We start from the raw sequence: 16,099 nt of genomic DNA on the forward strand, positions 1-16,099 counted from the left end.
CTGTCGTGCCGGCCGCTGGCCGGCTACCGCAAAAAACCACAGAGCCAGCCATGAGCCGCAAGCAAGCATTCCAGTTCCTCGATCTGCCCCGGACCATGCCGCAGCGCATCCCGGTCGAACTGCGCACCTCCGGCGACTGGGGTGAGCTGTACGGCAAGTTCGGCAAGGAAGACGCGCAGTACCAGGCCGGCCGCTGCCTGGACTGCGGCAACCCGTACTGCAGCTGGAAGTGCCCGGTGCACAACGCCATTCCGCAGTGGCTGCAGCTGGTGCAGGAAAACCGCATTCACGAAGCGGCCACCCTGTGCCACAGCACCAACCCGCTGCCGGAAGTGTGCGGCCGCGTCTGCCCGCAGGACCGTCTGTGCGAAGGCAGCTGCACGCTGGAGGAATTCGGCGCGGTGACCATCGGCGCGGTGGAGAAGTACATCGTCGATACCGCGCTGGCCAGCGGCTGGCGCCCCGACCTGGCCGCGGTGCAGCCCACCGGCCAGAGCGTGGCGGTGATCGGTGCCGGTCCGGCCGGCCTGGCCTGCGCCGACCGCCTGGCGCGCGCCGGCATCTCCGCCGTGGTCTACGACCGCTACGAACAGATCGGTGGCCTGCTGCAGTTCGGCATCCCCAGCTTCAAGCTGGACAAGGACGTGATCCACCGCCGCCGCGAGGTGCTGGAGGGCATGGGCGTGCAGTTCCGCCTGGGCGTGGAGATCGGCCGCGATGTCAGCGTGCAGCAGCTGCTGGACAGCCACGATGCGGTGTTCGTCGGCACCGGCGCCTACCGCTACACCGATGGCGGGCTGGACGGGCAGGACCTGAAGGGTGTGCTGCCGGCGCTGCCGTTCCTGGTGCAGAACAGCCGCATCGTCAGCGGCGATGATCCAAAGGGCCGTCCGATTGCCGGCTGGGAAGACACCATCGCCCTGCCCGACCTCAACGGCAAGCGCGTGGTCGTGCTCGGCGGCGGCGACACCGGCATGGACTGCGTGCGCAGCGCGGTGCGCCTGGGCGCGGCCAAGGTGACCTGCGCCTACCGCCGCGACGAGGCCAACATGCCCGGCAGCGCGCGTGAAGTGGCCAATGCGCGCGAGGAGGGCGTGCGTTTCCTGTTCAACCGCCAGCCGCTGTCGATCGAAGCCGGTGCCGATGACGAAGTGATCGGCGTGACCGTGGTCGAGACCCGCCTCGGCGAACCCGATGCCAATGGTCGCCAGAACGCGGTGCCGATCGAGGGCAGCGAATCGCTGCTGGAAGCGGACGTGGTGATCATCGCGTTCGGTTTCTCGCCGACGCTGCCGACGTGGCTGTCCGAGCACGGCGTGGAAGGCCAGTCCAATGGCCGCATCGTCGCCGGTGGCAAGGACCGGCTGCCGTACCAGACCTCGCACCCGCGCCTGTTCGCCGGTGGTGATGCGGTGCGCGGTGCCGACCTGGTGGTGACGGCCGTGGCCGAAGGCCGCGACGCCGCCGCCAGCATCGTGCGCCTACTGGCGCACTGAGCCGGCCGCCGCCAGCGCCTGTACGGCCTGTGGTGCCGACGCTGGTGGGGCCTCGCACGCAGGCAGGTACAGGTCCAGTCTGACCGTGGTGCCCTCATCGGGGACGCTGTGCAGCTGCAGTTCGCCGCCCAGCGCAGCGGCCAGCTCGCGGCAGATGGCCAGACCCAGGCCACTGCCACCGAAGCGGCGGGTGGTCGAGGCCTCGGCCTGGGTGTAAGGCGCGAACACCGCCCGCTGCCGCGCCGGGCTGATGCCCACGCCGGTGTCGGCCACCTGCAGCCGCAGATGCTGGCCTGCAGGCGTCTGGCGCAGCACCTGCAGGCGCAGCTCGACCCCGCCGTGCGCGGTGAACTTGAGCGCGTTGCCCGCCAGGTTGAACAGGATCTGCCGCAGGCGCAGGCCATCGACCAGCGTACTGGCCTGCAGTGCCGGGTCCAGCACGCAGTACAGATGCAGGCCCTTGCTCGCGGCCAGCGGCGCCAGCAGCCGCTGCACGCTCCGCAGCAGTGCGGCCAGATCGGTCGGCACCGCTTGGGAGGGGCGGCCTCCCTCGCGCTGCCGCTCGCTGTCCAGCACCTCGGCGAGGATCTGCCGCAGCATCGCGGCCGCCTCGTCGAGGGTGGCCAGCAGCTGCCGCTGGCGCGGGTCCAGCGACGTCTCTGCAAGGTCGTCGAGCATGCTCATCAGCGTGTTCATCGGCGCACCGATCTCCTGGCTCATGCTGGCCAGGAAGTGGGCCTTGGCCACCACCGCCTGCTCGGCTTCGCGCCGTGCGTCGTTCAAGGTGGCCGCACGCATCTGCGCCTCGGTCACGTCCATCCAGTAGCCTGTCCATTCGACGCTGCTGCCATCGCCGTCGCTGCAGGCCACCGGGCGCCCGTGGGAACGCACCCAGCGCCAGCCCATCCGCCCACGGGCGCGGAAGGTGACGTCGATCGGCCCGCGCACCAGCGCCGCCGCATCGACATGGGCCATCACCGGTCCGCGATCCTCCGGGTGCACGGCCGCCAGCAGCCGCCAGTGCTCGACCCGCGCGGTGTCCACGCTCATGCCGAACAGCGCCTGCACGTCGCCGGTCAGGTAGAGCACGCTGTATTCGCCCGTGGCGCTGCGCCGGGTCCGATAGACCACCGCCGGCAGACCCGCGCTGACCTCCTGCAGGCGCTGCTGCAGGGCACGGCGGCGCTGCGCTTCGCGATGCAGCCGCCAGTAGCCGAAGGCATGCACCAGGCCCAGCCCGAGCAGGGCCAGCAAGGCGGCGGCGAGGCCGCGCAGCCACGGCGGCATCGGTCCGTCCGCCTGCTTCGATGCCGGATTGCCCGGTGTGGCCAAGGCGATGCCGCGCACGCTGGACAGCGGTGCCCGCTGAGGGTTGAACACCGCCAGCCAGTGCCGGCAGGCCGGCGTCGTGGCCAGCACCAGGGCATCGTCGAAGCCGGCTGGCGCAGCGACCTGCAGCGCGTTGTCGTTGCCCTCCCGCAGCAGGCGCTCGACATCGACCAGGTTGGCTACCACCGCATCCACCTGCGAGGCCGCCAGCAGGCGCAGGGCGGTGTCCACCGCCATCGGTGGCAGCAGCAGCGCGCCGGGCGCCTGCCGCTGCAGCAGGGGCGACAGCGATGCCGGATCAGGCGTGGCCACGGTCTGCCCGCGCAGCCCGCCCAGGTCGAGGATGGGCGGGGCATCGCGGCGGCGTACGATTACCTGCGGTATCTCGAGGTAGGTGGCGCTGGCCGGCCACGCAGGAGGCAGCTGTCCACGCGACCAGCCCAGCACCGCCTGCGTGCCGGCCGGCAGCTGGCCTTCGCCCAGCAGGTCGGCGGCCACCGGCTTCACTTGCAGGGTCGGCTCGGCGGTGCGCAGTGCGGCCAGCATCGCGGCGATGCCCCCGTGCATCGGCCCGGCTTGGCCGGCAGGTACAGACGACGGCGCCGAGGCATGCACCAGCCGCAGCGGCCCCCTGCAGTCGTCGGCGCGCACCGGCAGCGCCGCCAGCAGGGACAGCAGCACGCCGCCACATCGCCAGCGGCGGCGCGCAGCGGCGACATCAGGACAACCAGCGACACTCACGATTACTCCTCAGGCCGCAGGCCGGACACGCGGCTGCACGAAGCAGCGGCCACCTGTCACGCTAGCGACGCGCCCCGCAGCGACAATGAGGAAAATTGCAAATCGCTCAAGTGATACTGATAGCGACATACACTGCCGCTTCCACCACTGAGGAGCCCGCGATGCGCATCGGCCTGGCCGCCAACCGCCTGCACCACCATGACGCGCGTGCCGCGCTGTTCCGCTGGCTGCGTGCCAGCGAGCCGGGCCTGCGCGAGCTGGGCGTATCCCTGCATGCGGTCGGGCGTACCCACGACGCGATCGAGCGCAATGGCTTCCTGTCCGGCTATGCGGGCCTGCATCGCTATCCCTACGGCCGCCAGGGCGGCCTGATGAAGCTGGTGGCCGAAGTGGTCGGCATGGGACCGGAGCGCAGCCTCGATGGTGCGATCTACCTGATCGATCCGGTCGACCCGTCGTCGGTGTTTCCCGAGGCGACCGCGCTCAAGCGGCAGTGCGTGATCCACGGCAAGCCGTTCATTTCGACCGTGGCCACCGCGCGCGACTGGATCGAGATCGAACGCGTCCACGCCGGATTGGCCGCCGATGCCGGTGCTGATGACCTGCATGCGTTCGAAGGACAGACCCTGGCGCTGATCGCCCACGATGCGATGAAGCCGGCGATGCTGGCCTTCGCCGACGAGCATTTCGACGTGCTGGCCCGCTTCGGCGAGCGCGTGGCCACCGGCACCACCGGCCAGCGCCTCAACGAATTGGCGTGGAGCCGCGGCTGGCCCACCGATGCGCCGTGGGTGACGCGCTACCAGAGCGGCCCGATGGGCGGCGATGCGCAGATTGCTGACCGCGTGCTGGAGGGTCGCTGCCAGCGCGCGATCTTCTTCGAGGATCCGCACGTGGCGCGCCAGCATGAGGCCGATATCCAGCTGCTGGAGCGGGCGGTGACGACGGTGACCGACCAGGCGGTGTGCATTACCGCACCGCGGGTGGCGGCACGCTGGGCGGCGGGGGCGGCGCTGCGCGGGGCCCGGTAGAGCCGAGCCCATGCTCGGCTGCTTCTCGTCGGGGGGACTGGAAACCCCGCGCTGCGCGCGCTCCTGTAGAGCCGAGCCCATGCTCGGCTGCTTCTCGTCGGGCTGACCGAGAACCCCGCGCTTCGCGCGTAAGCCGAGCGTGGGCTCGGCTCTACACAATGTCGCGATTTGCACGTTCACGGGCGGGATCATTCATGGGCGGGAGCCCGCGATGATCTGCAAACTTTTCGAACTTTCCAACAATTCTCATTGGCTGCACGGGCGCTGCGTGCAAATCATGTCGAGCCACCGACAACGGATGGCACGGGCTTGCAATCCCGTTGTGTAGATGCGTTGTTTACGCTTGTCAGTCGGCGCCGCTCTTTCCTTGTTGAGCGGCGTCGACTGGCAATCCGTCTGTGCCTCTATGGCGGACGGTGCGTGGGGGCCCTGTGCCCGCCGGCGTTCATGCATCTACCACCGGTATTGCAACCACGTATCGTCCGCCACCTCCGCATCTGCGGGGTGGCTCTCTCTGTAACATGCACAGGAGACCGCCATGAGCGCGCATCGCTATCCCTGCTTGTTCGCCACATTGGGCGACGCTGCCAATCAGCTGCCCGATGAAATCGCCCAGCCGCTGGAAACCACCCTTTCGGCCAGTACGGCCACCGACGGCATCACGCTGCTGGACAGCCTGCAGCGCATCGGCCACAGCGAAGGCATGGACGGCCAGCCATTGCAGCGCACAGGGCGGACACCGGGGCAATGCGTGGCGTTGTCCCGCATCCAGCGTGCCAATGCAGGGCTGACCTTCCTGCTGGAGCTGCTACATGCCATCGAGCGTGTCCGTGTGGACGGCGATATCAGCCAGCACCTGGGTGACGACGCGAGGGACAGGCTGCTGCTGGCCTGCCGGGGATTGTCGGAATACGTGGATCTTCAGGTGGAGGCCGCCTGACGGTGAACCGTTATTGGCCGCGCTGCGCGCGTCAACCGAGCGTGGGCTCGGCTCTACAGGATCCGAGGCGCCCGCTTTTTGTAGAGCCGAGCCCGTGCTCGGCTGCCTCTCGTCGGGCGGAATGAAAACCCCGCGCTGCGCGCGTAAGCCGAGCGTGGGCTCGGCTCTACAGGATCCGAGGCGCGCGCTCTTTGTAGAGCCGAGCCCGTGCTCGGCTGCCTCTCGTCGGGCGGAATGAAAACCCCGCGCTGCGCGCGTCAGCCGAGCGTGGGCTCGGCTCTACAGGATCCGAGGCGCCCGCTTTTTGTAGAGCCGAGCCCGTGCTCGGCTGCCTCTCGTCGGGCGGAATGAAAACCCCGCGCTGCGCGCGTCAACCGAGCGTGGGCTCGGCTCTACAGGATCCGAGGCGCCCGCTTTTTGTAGAGCCGAGCCCGTGCTCGGCTGCTTCTCGTCGGGTTGAGCGCCTCAGTCGAGCAAGCTCGACTCTACAAAAGCTGGCGGAGCATGGCCTTCAGTCTGCGACCTTCCAGCTGGAAGTAATCGCGCTGTTCGCGCCACGCCGGGAAGCGCTGCTCCACTTCGTGCCAGAACGCGGGCGAGTGGTTGGCCTGGATCAGGTGGCAGAGCTCGTGCACCAGCACGTATTCGAAGGCGGCGGGGCGACCCAGCACCAGGGCCAGGTCCAGCGCCATGCTGCCGTCCGGGGCGAGCGAGCCCCATTGCGAGGACATCACCTTCAACCGCACGCGGCTGGGTGCGCGCGGCAAGCCGGGCAGGTACTTCGGCAACCAGCGGCCGACGTCGGCGCGGGTCTGTGCTTCGTAGAACTCACGCAGCAGGCGGCGCAGGGTGGCGTCGCCGGCACGGGTCGGCCACTGCACGCAGGCGCCGTGCTCGTCGATCTCCAGGCGCGCGAAGCGGCCTTCCTGCCAGCGCACCGGCAGCAGCTCGCCACGCAGCGGCAGCATGCCCGCCTCGCCCGGCTGCAGCGGTGCCGGCAGGCCATTGTCCTGGTAGACGCGCAGCTGCAGCGCCAGCCAGTCGCGGTGCTGTTCAAGGAAACGCTCGCCCATCACCAGGCTCGCCCGCGGCGGCAACGTCAGGCGCGCACCGCGTTCGTCCACGCTCAGCTTGATGCGCCGCGCGCGCGGATCGCGCACGCGCAGCACCTCGATCTCGGCATCGTCCAGGCGCAGGCGGACGGTGTCGCGCTGCACGGTGGCGGGCGGGGTCGGACTGATCAGGCGACGCAGCAGACGGCTCATGTGACCAGCATAGCGCTGCGCGGGGCCACTGGATGACCGGCGGCCCGCGCAGTGCCTGTTCAGTCAGCCTTGCTGAGCTTGAAGGCTTCTTCCAGCAGCAGGAACAGCCGACGGATCTCGGCGCTCTGCAGGGCGAAGCGGGCGTCGAACTCGGCGCGGCGGCCGTCTTCGTCGGCATGCTCCAGCTGGTCCAGGGCGCCGTCGAGGAACTTCAGCTTGCGCACGATCAGGTCGTCGCCGATGACGAAGGACAGGTTGTCCTCGAAGATCAGCGCCAGCTTGGTCACCTGCTTGCCGGCGTCCAGGTGCTTGTCGATCTCGTCGCAGCGCAGTTCCTGGTGCTGGCACTTGACCACCGCGCCACCCTCCACCGGGTCCTTCATCTCGCACTCTTCGCCCAGGCTCAGGCCGGTCGGCAGCGGCTCGCCGGCGATCCAGCCGGTCAGGATCGAGCGCGGCGCGACTTCTGCATTCAGCGGCATCGCCGGAAAGCTGCCGAGCAGGCCGCGGATGTCGGACATGAAGTACTCGCCGGTCTTGCGGCTGGAGGTGTCCACCGCGACATAGCCGTGCTGCAGATCGATGAAGGCATCGTTGCGCGAGGACTTCACGAAGGCGCGCGGCAGCAGTTCATGCAGCAGGTCGTCCTTCATGCGCTTGCGCTCGCGGCCACCGGGGCGGCGGCCTTCCTTCTCCTCGATCTCCTCCAGCTTGCGCTCGAGCAGGTCGTTGACCACCGCCGCCGGCAGGATCTTGTCCTCGCCGCCCACGGTCAGCCACAGGTGTTCGGCGATGCGGTGCGACAGCAGTTCCTTCTCCTCGCGGCCGAAAGGCGAGATGAAGCCACGCGAATTCATTTCCAGCGCACCGACCGGCTTGAGCAGGGCGTGCGGCAGCAGGGTGTCCACTTCGGAGAAATCGGTGGTGGTCGGGAAACGGAAGAACGTCAGGTTGCGAAAGAACATGGAATTCCGGATGGCGAAGAGGAAGGGCGTCCCACCTTAAAGGGCGGGCATCTCGGGTGCTGCGTCGGCATCGGCCGGCGAACCGGCCAGCCAGGCATGGGCATCGGACAAGGGTGCCTCGTCGCGACGGCCCAGCGCCATGAAATCGAACAGACTGGCATCGGCCAGCTGCGAGGGGTGGATCTGGCCCATGGCCCGGGCGATCTGGTCGATGCGGCCGGGATGGTCCTTTTCCCACTGCTGGAGCATCAGCCCGACCTGGCGGCGTTGCAGGTTTTCCTGGCTGCCACACAGGTTGCACGGGATGATCGGGAAATCACGTGCCTGGGCGTACTCGATGATGTCGCGTTCGCGTACGTAGGCCAGTGGACGGATGACCACGTGGCGGCCGTCGTCGCTGCGCAGTTTCGGCGGCATGCCCGACAGCTTGGCGTGGTGGAACAGGTTCATGAAGAAGGTGGCCACCATGTCGTCGCGGTGGTGGCCCAGCGCGATTCGGGTGAAGCCGTGCTTCTCGGCGTGGTTGTACAGCGCGCCGCGGCGCAGGCGCGAGCACAGCGAACACATCGTGCGGCCTTCCGGGATGACCCGGCTGACCACCGAATAGGTGTCCTGCTCGATGATCTGGTACGCCACGCCCAGGCTGGCCAGGTATTCCGGCAGCACGTGTTCGGGGAAGCCGGGCTGCTTCTGGTCCAGGTTCACCGCGACCAGCTCGAACGGCACCGGGGCCTTCTTCTGCAGCTGCAGCAGGATGTCCAGCAGGGTGTAGCTGTCCTTGCCGCCGGACAGGCAGACCATCACCTTGTCGCCGGCCTCGATCATGCCGTAGTCGGCAATGGCCTGGCCTACCTGGCGGCGCAGGCGCCTGGCCAGCGGCTGCTCCCCATGCAGGTGTTCCGCGCGCGGGCCCACGCGCTGTGCGGCAGGCGCACGCGGCAAGGGATCGGGCAGGGAAATCACGGCGCTCATGGCTGCCATTCTACCGGCTTGGGGCCGGCGCCGGCCGCGGCGCGGGGTTGCCCTCTCCCGATGGTCATCGGCGCTGTGTATGCTCGGAGGCTGTGGATACCTACAGCCCCGCCGAGATCGTCGAACGCCTCGTCGCCCTGCGCGCCGAACACCGCGTGCTGGATGAACAGATCACCCGGATGGCCGCCAATGGCGAGGACGAGCTGGAGTCGAAACGGCTGAAGCGGCGCAAGCTGCAGTTGAAGGACTGCATCGCGAAGCTGGAGAGCCTGCAGATTCCGGACGAGCCGGCGTAAGCGGGGGCCCATCCACGCATGGCGTGGATCTACTGCCGGGCATGGCGTGGATCCATCGCCGGGCATGGCCCGGCGCTACCGTGGTCGGCCATCCATTTCGCCTGGCATGGGTGTTACCCGTTCGGGATGACCACGTCGGCGTTCCACGCCGGTTCGCCGTCGACACTCAGGTCGCAATGGCGCACGGCGCCGTCCGCGCGGCAGTGCAGGCGCAGCGGATGGCCGTACCAGTCCCCCTGCAGGCCTGCGCCGACCACTGCCTCTTCCTCGCCGACGATGCGCTCGGCATCGGCCAGCCACAGGGTGTAGCGCGGCGCTTCGCCTTCGCCGGTGGCCACGCACAGGCGCACCGGTGCGTCGGCCAGCCGGCCCGGCAGGGTGTCTTCCACGCAGGCCGGCGCGGCCTGCGCCGTCCCCGCAGCGAGCAGCATGGCCGGCAGCAGCCACGCGGGGCTGATCCTCCGGCCAGGGCGGCTCATGCCTGCGGCGTCGGTTCTTCCGGGCGCGCCGCTTCGGGGCTGACGCGCTCGATGGTGTGGCGCAGTTCGCGGCCGAGGATGAACTTGGCGTCCTTGGCCCAGCTGTCCAGGCGGTCGTCGAACAGCAGCTTGCTGTTCTCGTCCGGCCACACCAGGCGCAGCTCGCGCAGCTTCTGGATGAAGCCACGGAACAGCGACTTGTCGAAGAATTCCGGCGCGGCCGGCGCGTACAGCAGGCTGAGGCGCTGCGCGGCCTGCTGGCACAGGCTTTCCAGCTCGGCGGTACCGAGCGTGCCTGGGCCGTTCTTCACCAGCACCGAAATGGCGATGTAGTAACGCTCGAACGCCTGCTGCAGCGAATGACCGATGGCACGCAGGCGGAACACCTCGTCGGTCTGCCCGGTGTTGCGGGTCAGCATGCCGCCGTCATCGTCGGCGACCTGCTGCAGCAGGCCTTCGCGGATGAACACGTCGATGGTCTGCTCGATGCGATGGGCGAACTCGTCCTCGCTCCACGGCAGGAACAGCTCGGCCTGCAGGAACGGGTACACGGTGCGGCCCAGGCGGACCAGGCCGGTGCGGCTCATGCGGCGGTTGTTCTGGAAGCAGCAGGCCACCCACGACGAGGCGGTGAACAGGTGCACCACGTTGTTGCGGAAGTAGCTGAGCAGCACCGCGGTATCGCCACTGACGCTGAGCACATCGCCCAGCGGATGCTTGATGCGGGTGAGGACGTTGATTTCCTCGGCGTGGGCGATGATCCGCTCCGGCGAGTGCGGGGTCACCGTCACCCGGCCCGAGTACGGCATCTCTTCCAGCAGGGTCTTGCACAGCTCGATCTGCGCGATCAGGTCGGCCTCGCCCATCGCGTGCTTGGGCGTGGACAGCAGCGCCAGCGCCAGCAGGTTGATCGGGTTGACGTCGGCGGCACCGTTGATGCGCACCTGGATGCGGTCGGCCAAGGTATCGACGGTGGTCGACAGCCACGACGGCTTCTCGTCCTCCGGCACCGCCTCGCCCTTCCACTCCGGCGCCTTCTCGGCCAGCACGTCGTTCAGGGCGATCGGTTCACCGAAGTTCACCACCACCTGGCCGTAGTTCTGCTTGAGCACCTTGGGGATGCCCCACAACAGCGACCAGATCGATTCCTTCTCCTTCGGCCGCCCGGACAGTTCGTCCAGGTAGCTGCCGCCTTCCATCAGCTTCTCATAGCCGATGTAGATGGGCTGGAACAGCACCGGCTTGCGCGGCTGGCGCAGGAACGCGCGCAGGGTCATCGAGATCATGCCGCCCTTGGGCTGCAGCAGGCGCCCGGTGCGCGAACGGCCACCCTCGACGAAGTACTCGATGGAATAGCCACCGGCGACCAGCTGCGCGACGTATTCGCTGAGCACGGCCGAATACAGCGCGTTGCCACGGATCGAGCGGCGGATGAAGAACGCACCGCCCTTGCGCAGCAGGGTACCGACCACCGGCAGGTTCAGGTTGATGCCGGCCACGATGTGCGGCGGCACGATGCCACGGTCGTACAGCAGGTAGGACAGCAGCAGGTAATCCATGTGGCTGCGGTGGCTGGGCACGTAGACCACTTCGTGGCCCGGCGCGGCAGCCTTGAACTTGTCCAGGTGGTGCACCAGCACGCCGGCGTAGATGCGGTTCCACACATGGCTGAGCATGAAGCTGGCCGAACGCACCACCGGGCTGGAATAGTCCGCGGCGATTTCCCAGGCGTAGGCGTGCGCCTTCTTCCAGGCATCGGCCGGCTTGGAGTTGTCGCGCTTGGCCTGGGCGGCGATCGCTTCGCGCACCGGCTCGGCGGCCAGCACCTGGTCCACCAGCAGGCGGCGGGTGGACAGGTCGGGGCCGATGACCGATTCACGGATGCGGCGGAAATGGGTACGCAGCACGCGCTGCAGCTTGCGCACGGTGCGCTCGGGCTCCAGGCCCTCGTCCACGGTGCTGCGCAGCGAGATCGGCGGGGCGAAGCGCACGATGGTGCTGCGGCCGTTCAGCAGCAGGCCCAGCAGGCGGCGGAAGCGGCCGACCAGCGCCCAGTTTTCCGAGAACAGCACGGCGAACCAGCCGCTCTGCTTGTCCGGCGCGCGGCCGACGAAGATCGACACCGGCACCAGGTGCACGTCCAGATCGTCGCGCACGCGGTGCGCCTGCAGGACCTTGGCCAGCGAATCGGAATGGGTCTTGGCGCCGCGCTGCTCGGGAATGAGCGAATTGCTGGAGCTGCGCCGCGACAGGGCCAGGTAGGCGCGCTTGCGGCCCGTCGGGTCACCGGCCAGCGGTACCAGCGGCGACGGCAGGCCGGCCTGGCGGCAGGCCTTGTCCAGGATCAGCGCGTTGGACAGGCCGTAGTCTTCCAGCACATACACGACCGGGCGGCCGTCGTTGTACTGGCCCGGGTCCTCCGGCTCGATCTTCAGCGCCAGCCACGGCTCGACCAGACGGCCCAGCAGGCGCGCCCAGAAGGGGCGGCGACCAGCGGGACGGGCGTGCGCGGGCGGCGGCACCGGATTGGGGCCGGTGCCGGTCGAGGGAGACGCCGCGGCCGGATCGGCGGGCGTCTGCTGGGGTTCTTCGCCGGGGAACGGCAGCGGGTTCTGTTTCGACATCGGCGCCATTATGGCTTAGGCGGCGTGGTTGCCGCTTCCCCGCCGGTGGCGGGGGCCTCTGCGGGCTCCGGCGCGGCGGCCGCGCGGGCCGCATCGGCCTTGCGCAGCAGGACATCGGTATCGGCCAGGGTGCGGGTCAGGTACCAATGCCCTTCGCGCCGGCTCAGCGGCAACTGCAGCTGCAGGGTGCGCCCGGCCAGTTCGTATTCCATGCGGACCAGGGCATTGTCGCCTTCCACCGAAAGCAGCTCCCCGCGCAGGCTGCGCAGGGCGTCGTCCACGCCCAGCCCGTAGCTGGCCAGGACGGCCTTGACGGTGTGCAGGAACGGCGCCAGCTGCTGCAGGCTGCCTTCCATGCCGGCTGCACGCAGGCCGTCCTCGTTGTCGAAGCCGACCTTGGCGGCGGCCTCGACCAGCGCGGCGATGCTGCTGCGGGCGCGCGCCCGGTCGCTGATCGGCGCGCCCTGCGCCCAGCCGGCAAGGGTTTGCACCAGGGCGATGTAATGCGTCTGCTGGCTGGGGGTGTAGCCCTTCTGGTGGCGCAGGTACTGCACGCCGAAGTTGCCCATCGACTGCGCCGCCTGGCGCACCGCGCTGGCCTGGCCGGCCAGCTGGCGGTCGAAGCTGCGCTGCAGCTGGGCGGCGGCCTGCGGCTCGCGCAGGGCAGCCAGCATCGGCAGCATCTGGTCACCCAGCGGCAGTTCGCCCAGCGGCCACTGGCTGCGGCCGTCGGTCCAGGCCTGCTGCAGCCGCTGGTACTGGCCCGGCGGCACCGACAGGCGCGCGTAGCCGACCAGGTCATCCTCGACCAGGCGCTGGGCCATGGCCTGCACCGCCGCCACCGGCTCAGCCGCCGGCTTGGCCGGGTCGCTGCCGGATTGACGGCACGCGGCCATCGCCAGAAGCACCATGGCTGCCAGCCCCCATCCACGCGCAGACCTTCGTCGCACTGCCACGCTCATGCAATCGGACTCCCCGTACCGGCCCGCATCTTGCGGCCTGCAAGGTGACAGCGGCAAGCCGTGCGGTCACGGTTTGCGTTCTGCGGCGATAAAAAAAGAGCCCGGATCACACGGATCGCAGGCTCTTCAAACCGGCGCGAGGCCGGTGGACAGTTGTGGCACATCTCCGGCCCAGGGACCGGATGGCGGCGATGCTACGCCGCCTCTGAAGTTAAGGCAATACGTCATGTAACATGATTTAACTATTTGATTTTATTGAATCAATCCTTCTGCCAGACCGCTTCAATGAAATCTACGGCATGTTTTTCGGCGATTCGGGCATAAACGCCGGGGTAGCCGGCCCGTGCGCAGCCCTCACCCCAGCTGACGATGCCGAACTGGGTCCAGCCGTCGCGCAGCTTGAGCATCAGCGGGCCGCCGGAATCGCCCTGGCAGCTGTCGACGCCCTCACGCCCGGCGCAGATGACCTTGCCGCGCGCGAGTTCACCGGCGTAGGCCTGCTGGCACTCGGCAAACGGCACGAACGGCACCTGCACCGTCTGCAACTGGGTCGGCAGCTCGCTGGCGCCCTCCTCGGTGGTGCCCCAGCCGATCACGGTGAGGTCGCGGCCCGGCTTGAGGTAGCTGGCGTCCGGGCGCAGGCGCAAGGTCACCGGCTGCGCGTCGGCCAGCGGGGCGTCCAGCTGGATCAGCGCCAGATCGTGTTCCAGCGAATTGCCGCTGTTGAAGGCCGGATGCGCGTGGATGGCCTTGACGTTGGAGGCGCGTGGCGAGGCATCGGTGGACAGCGCGGTGAGGTTGCCGACGATGGCCAGGCCGGCGGGCGAATCGCCCTGCACGCAGTGCGCGGCGGTCAGCACCCACGACGGCGAGATGAGGGTGCCACCGCAGAAGTGGCGGTCGTGATCGGAGTCGCCCGTCGACAGCCCCTGCAGGCTGACCATGAACGGGTACTGCCCCGGCTGGGCGTCCTCGCCGCCGATGATGCGCGGCGTTTCGCGCGGTTGCGGTGCGGCGAAGGCGGGTGCTGCGAACGCCAGCAACAGGCCGGCAAGAACTGCAGAGGTGCTGCGATACATATCCGTGTACTCCCTCTTAGATGATTGGAACCGGCGCAGCCGTGAGCGGCGCCGGTGCATCGATTGGGAGGCAGGGACATCCGGATCCAGTGCGACCGCGCGCACGGTTCTTCGCTGCGGGGTCGACTGCGACAGCGCTGGAGCCACAAATGCGAACGCCATCCCGCATGGGGCGGGATGGCGTTCGGTATTGCGGTGTGACCGGCAGCGCCGGCAGGCTCAGCGTGCAGCCAGAGCCGACGCGATTTCCTGCTGGATCGCCCGCGCGGCCGCCTGCGGATCGGCAGCCAGGCGGATCGGACGGCCGACCACGATGGCATCGGCGCCATCGGCGAAGGCCTGGGCCACGCCGACGGTACGCTTCTGGTCATCGCCGACCGGGCCGCCCGGACGGATGCCCGGGCAAACGATGGAGAACCCGGCGCCGGTGGCGGCACGGATCGGGCCGGCTTCCTGCCCGGAGGCGATCACGCCATCAATGCCAGCCGCCTGGGCGGCCAGTGCGCGCTCGACCACCACGTCCACCGGCTCACGGTCGATGCCCATCTGCGCCAAATCCGGGCGCCCCATCGAGGTCAGCACGGTCACCGCCAGCAGGCGCATGTCGCTGCTGTTGGCGGCCGCACAGGCCTCCATCATCGCCGGGTGCCAGCCATGGATGGTGGCGTAGCTCACCGGCCACTGCGACAGGCGCTTGATCACCGCCGCGGCGGTGGCCGGGATGTCGAAGAACTTCAGGTCGACGAACACGCGCTTGTCGCGGCGGGCCAGCTCGTCCAGCACCTGGAAATACTCGCCGGAGGCGAGCAGTTCCATGCCGATCTTGTAGAACGCCACGCTGTCGCCCAGGCGATCGACCCACTCCAGCGCCTGCACGCGGTCAGGCACGTCCAGGGCGAAGATCAGCCGTTCGTCATCGCGCAGCGGCAGCGGTGCGCGGCTCACGGTGCATAATCCAGCGCAGCGCGCTTGGCGTCGTGGCGGGCCTGGCGCGACTGGGTGTAGTCGTTGTTGAACTGGGCCGGCTCGAAACCGCCGTAGGTCGGGTTCGGCAGCATCCACCAGCGCTCGCCGAACCAGTCGTGGTACTGCTGCAGCAGCGCATCGCGGCCTTCGTTGGTGTTGGCGGTCACTTCCACGAAGTCACCCATCTGGTCACCGAACTGCATCAGCACGCGGTACTTCTGCCCGGCCAGGCGGCGGCGGCAGTTCTTCTCGCTGCCGGCCTGCTCGCAGCCTTCCACCACGGTACCCAAGCCGAGGAACACGCTGTCATCAGCCACCGGCAGGCCCTGTTCGCGCAGGTTGGCGAGGGTCGCGTCCTTCAAATGCACGGCGCGGTTGGAGATGTACAGCAGGGTCACGCCCTTGGCGTTGGCGGCCTTGGCGAAATCAACCACGCCGGGGATGGCCTTGGCCTTCTTTTCGGCCACCCACTGGTCCCAGCTCAGCTCGTCGTATTCCTTGCCGTCGCGCACCAGGCGCGCCTGGTAGGGCGAGTTGTCCAGCACGGTCTCATCCACGTCCAGCACCACGGCCGGCTTCAGGCCCTTGGCCGCATTGCCACGTTCTTCGGGCACCAGCGCGTCCCAGTGGGCTTCCTTCAGCGCGGCGTCCAAGTGGTCGGCGGCGGCGCGGTAGGTCTGTTCGGTGATTGCCCTGTACTCCTGCGCGCGCTGCATCCACAGCACGGCATTGAGGTTGTCGTTGGCCGTGGTATCGAGCGCATCGCCGGCCTTGGCGGTAGCGACCGGGGCCTCGGGGGCGGAAGTCTCGGCGGCAGGCGCATCGACGCGCTTGCAGGCGGACAGGCCGATCGCCGCAGTGGCGAGCAGGGTCAGGGACAGGGAAACGGGACGACGCATCAGGATTCACCGGCAATCAGATATACCCGGCCATTTTACCGGCAAAGATGACCGT

Annotated in this window: 14 protein-coding genes; 4 read left to right on the forward strand and 10 right to left on the reverse strand. The window is 68.7% G+C overall.

The features are described 5' to 3' along the window. Window positions 1–50: 50 nt before the first annotated feature. Window positions 51–1,496 carry an FAD-dependent oxidoreductase gene (locus FJU31_RS10515; protein WP_150454701.1) on the forward strand — a complete coding sequence of 482 codons (1,446 nt, stop codon included), beginning with the start codon at window positions 51–53 and terminating at the stop codon, window positions 1,494–1,496. Here the strand turns inward: FJU31_RS10515 and FJU31_RS10520 are convergent. Then, the gene (locus FJU31_RS10520) at window positions 1,482–3,566 is read right to left on the reverse strand and encodes an ATP-binding protein (protein ID WP_246161288.1); all 2,085 of its coding nucleotides are present in this window, start codon (window positions 3,564–3,566) and stop codon (window positions 1,482–1,484) included. The genes FJU31_RS10515 and FJU31_RS10520 overlap by 15 nt on opposite strands. Before the next feature lie 161 nt (window positions 3,567–3,727). On the opposite strand from FJU31_RS10520, the gene FJU31_RS10525 reads away from it, so the two are divergent. Both FJU31_RS10525 and FJU31_RS10530 read left to right on the forward strand, forming a co-directional pair. Beyond that, a complete protein-coding gene (locus FJU31_RS10525; protein ID WP_150454702.1) occupies window positions 3,728–4,597 on the forward strand; it encodes a methylglyoxal synthase in 870 nt (289 codons plus the stop codon). Between the two features lie 538 nt (window positions 4,598–5,135). After that, complete coding sequence (locus FJU31_RS10530) at window positions 5,136–5,537, forward strand: hypothetical protein (protein WP_150454703.1); 402 nt, start codon at window positions 5,136–5,138, stop codon at window positions 5,535–5,537. 485 nt (window positions 5,538–6,022) lie between these two features. On the opposite strand, the gene FJU31_RS10535 is transcribed toward FJU31_RS10530, so the two are convergent. Genes FJU31_RS10535 through ttcA form a run of 3 tightly spaced genes read right to left on the reverse strand, consistent with a single transcriptional unit; the run spans window position 6,023 to window position 8,748 of the window. Next, complete coding sequence (locus tag FJU31_RS10535) at window positions 6,023–6,802, reverse strand: M48 family metallopeptidase (protein WP_150454704.1); 780 nt, start codon at window positions 6,800–6,802, stop codon at window positions 6,023–6,025. A 59-nt stretch (window positions 6,803–6,861) separates the two neighbouring features. Further along, on the reverse strand, window positions 6,862–7,767 hold the full coding sequence (locus FJU31_RS10540; protein ID WP_005411825.1) for a recombination-associated protein RdgC: 906 nt from the start codon (window positions 7,765–7,767) through the stop codon (window positions 6,862–6,864). A gap of 36 nt (window positions 7,768–7,803) precedes the next feature. Beyond that, on the reverse strand, window positions 7,804–8,748 hold the full coding sequence (gene ttcA / locus FJU31_RS10545) for a tRNA 2-thiocytidine(32) synthetase TtcA (protein ID WP_150454705.1): 945 nt from the start codon (window positions 8,746–8,748) through the stop codon (window positions 7,804–7,806). Between the two features lie 83 nt (window positions 8,749–8,831). On the opposite strand from ttcA, the gene FJU31_RS10550 reads away from it, so the two are divergent. Next, window positions 8,832–9,035 carry a YdcH family protein gene (locus tag FJU31_RS10550; protein WP_079224582.1) on the forward strand — a complete coding sequence of 68 codons (204 nt, stop codon included), beginning with the start codon at window positions 8,832–8,834 and terminating at the stop codon, window positions 9,033–9,035. Between the two features lie 113 nt (window positions 9,036–9,148). Here FJU31_RS10550 and FJU31_RS10555 read toward each other — a convergent pair whose 3' ends face one another. The 6 genes from FJU31_RS10555 to FJU31_RS10580 all read right to left on the reverse strand — a co-directional run bounded on the left by FJU31_RS10555 (window position 9,149) and on the right by FJU31_RS10580 (window position 16,044). Then, the gene (locus FJU31_RS10555; RefSeq protein ID WP_150454706.1) at window positions 9,149–9,514 is read right to left on the reverse strand and encodes a hypothetical protein; all 366 of its coding nucleotides are present in this window, start codon (window positions 9,512–9,514) and stop codon (window positions 9,149–9,151) included. Further along, window positions 9,511–12,147 carry a glycerol-3-phosphate 1-O-acyltransferase PlsB gene (plsB, locus tag FJU31_RS10560; protein WP_150454707.1) on the reverse strand — a complete coding sequence of 879 codons (2,637 nt, stop codon included), beginning with the start codon at window positions 12,145–12,147 and terminating at the stop codon, window positions 9,511–9,513. Before plsB ends, FJU31_RS10555 begins: the two co-directional genes overlap by 4 nt. After that, window positions 12,147–13,100, reverse strand: a complete 954-nt coding sequence (locus FJU31_RS10565; protein ID WP_150454708.1) for a hypothetical protein — start codon at window positions 13,098–13,100, stop codon at window positions 12,147–12,149. The genes plsB and FJU31_RS10565 overlap by 1 nt, the downstream gene beginning before the upstream one ends. A 260-nt stretch (window positions 13,101–13,360) precedes the next feature. Continuing rightward, window positions 13,361–14,179: a serine protease gene (locus FJU31_RS10570; protein ID WP_150454709.1), complete on the reverse strand. Its 819-nt coding sequence runs from the start codon at window positions 14,177–14,179 to the stop codon at window positions 13,361–13,363. Between the two features lie 219 nt (window positions 14,180–14,398). Then, window positions 14,399–15,124, reverse strand: a complete 726-nt coding sequence (gene pyrF, locus FJU31_RS10575; protein ID WP_071228639.1) for an orotidine-5'-phosphate decarboxylase — start codon at window positions 15,122–15,124, stop codon at window positions 14,399–14,401. Beyond that, window positions 15,121–16,044: a 5'-nucleotidase, lipoprotein e(P4) family gene (locus FJU31_RS10580; RefSeq protein ID WP_150454710.1), complete on the reverse strand. Its 924-nt coding sequence runs from the start codon at window positions 16,042–16,044 to the stop codon at window positions 15,121–15,123. Before FJU31_RS10580 ends, pyrF begins: the two co-directional genes overlap by 4 nt. Between the last annotated feature and the right edge of the window lie 55 nt (window positions 16,045–16,099).

It is taken from the genome of Stenotrophomonas cyclobalanopsidis (assembly GCF_008710035.1).
GTDB lineage: Bacteria > Pseudomonadota > Gammaproteobacteria > Xanthomonadales > Xanthomonadaceae > Stenotrophomonas > Stenotrophomonas cyclobalanopsidis.

Coding starts and splice junctions, on each gene's coding strand:
- FJU31_RS10525 (WP_150454702.1), top strand. CDS start 3,728: ATGCGCATCGGCCTGGCCGCCAACCGCCTGCACCACCATGACGCGCGT.
- FJU31_RS10555 (WP_150454706.1), bottom strand. CDS start 9,514: ATGAGCCGCCCTGGCCGGAGGATCAGCCCCGCGTGGCTGCTGCCGGCC.
- FJU31_RS10530 (WP_150454703.1), top strand. CDS start 5,136: ATGAGCGCGCATCGCTATCCCTGCTTGTTCGCCACATTGGGCGACGCT.
- plsB (WP_150454707.1), bottom strand. CDS start 12,147: ATGGCGCCGATGTCGAAACAGAACCCGCTGCCGTTCCCCGGCGAAGAA.
- FJU31_RS10535 (WP_150454704.1), bottom strand. CDS start 6,802: ATGAGCCGTCTGCTGCGTCGCCTGATCAGTCCGACCCCGCCCGCCACC.
- FJU31_RS10540 (WP_005411825.1), bottom strand. CDS start 7,767: ATGTTCTTTCGCAACCTGACGTTCTTCCGTTTCCCGACCACCACCGAT.
- FJU31_RS10580 (WP_150454710.1), bottom strand. CDS start 16,044: ATGCGTCGTCCCGTTTCCCTGTCCCTGACCCTGCTCGCCACTGCGGCG.
- ttcA (WP_150454705.1), bottom strand. CDS start 8,748: ATGGCAGCCATGAGCGCCGTGATTTCCCTGCCCGATCCCTTGCCGCGT.
- FJU31_RS10565 (WP_150454708.1), bottom strand. CDS start 13,100: ATGAGCGTGGCAGTGCGACGAAGGTCTGCGCGTGGATGGGGGCTGGCA.
- FJU31_RS10515 (WP_150454701.1), top strand. CDS start 51: ATGAGCCGCAAGCAAGCATTCCAGTTCCTCGATCTGCCCCGGACCATG.
- FJU31_RS10570 (WP_150454709.1), bottom strand. CDS start 14,179: ATGTATCGCAGCACCTCTGCAGTTCTTGCCGGCCTGTTGCTGGCGTTC.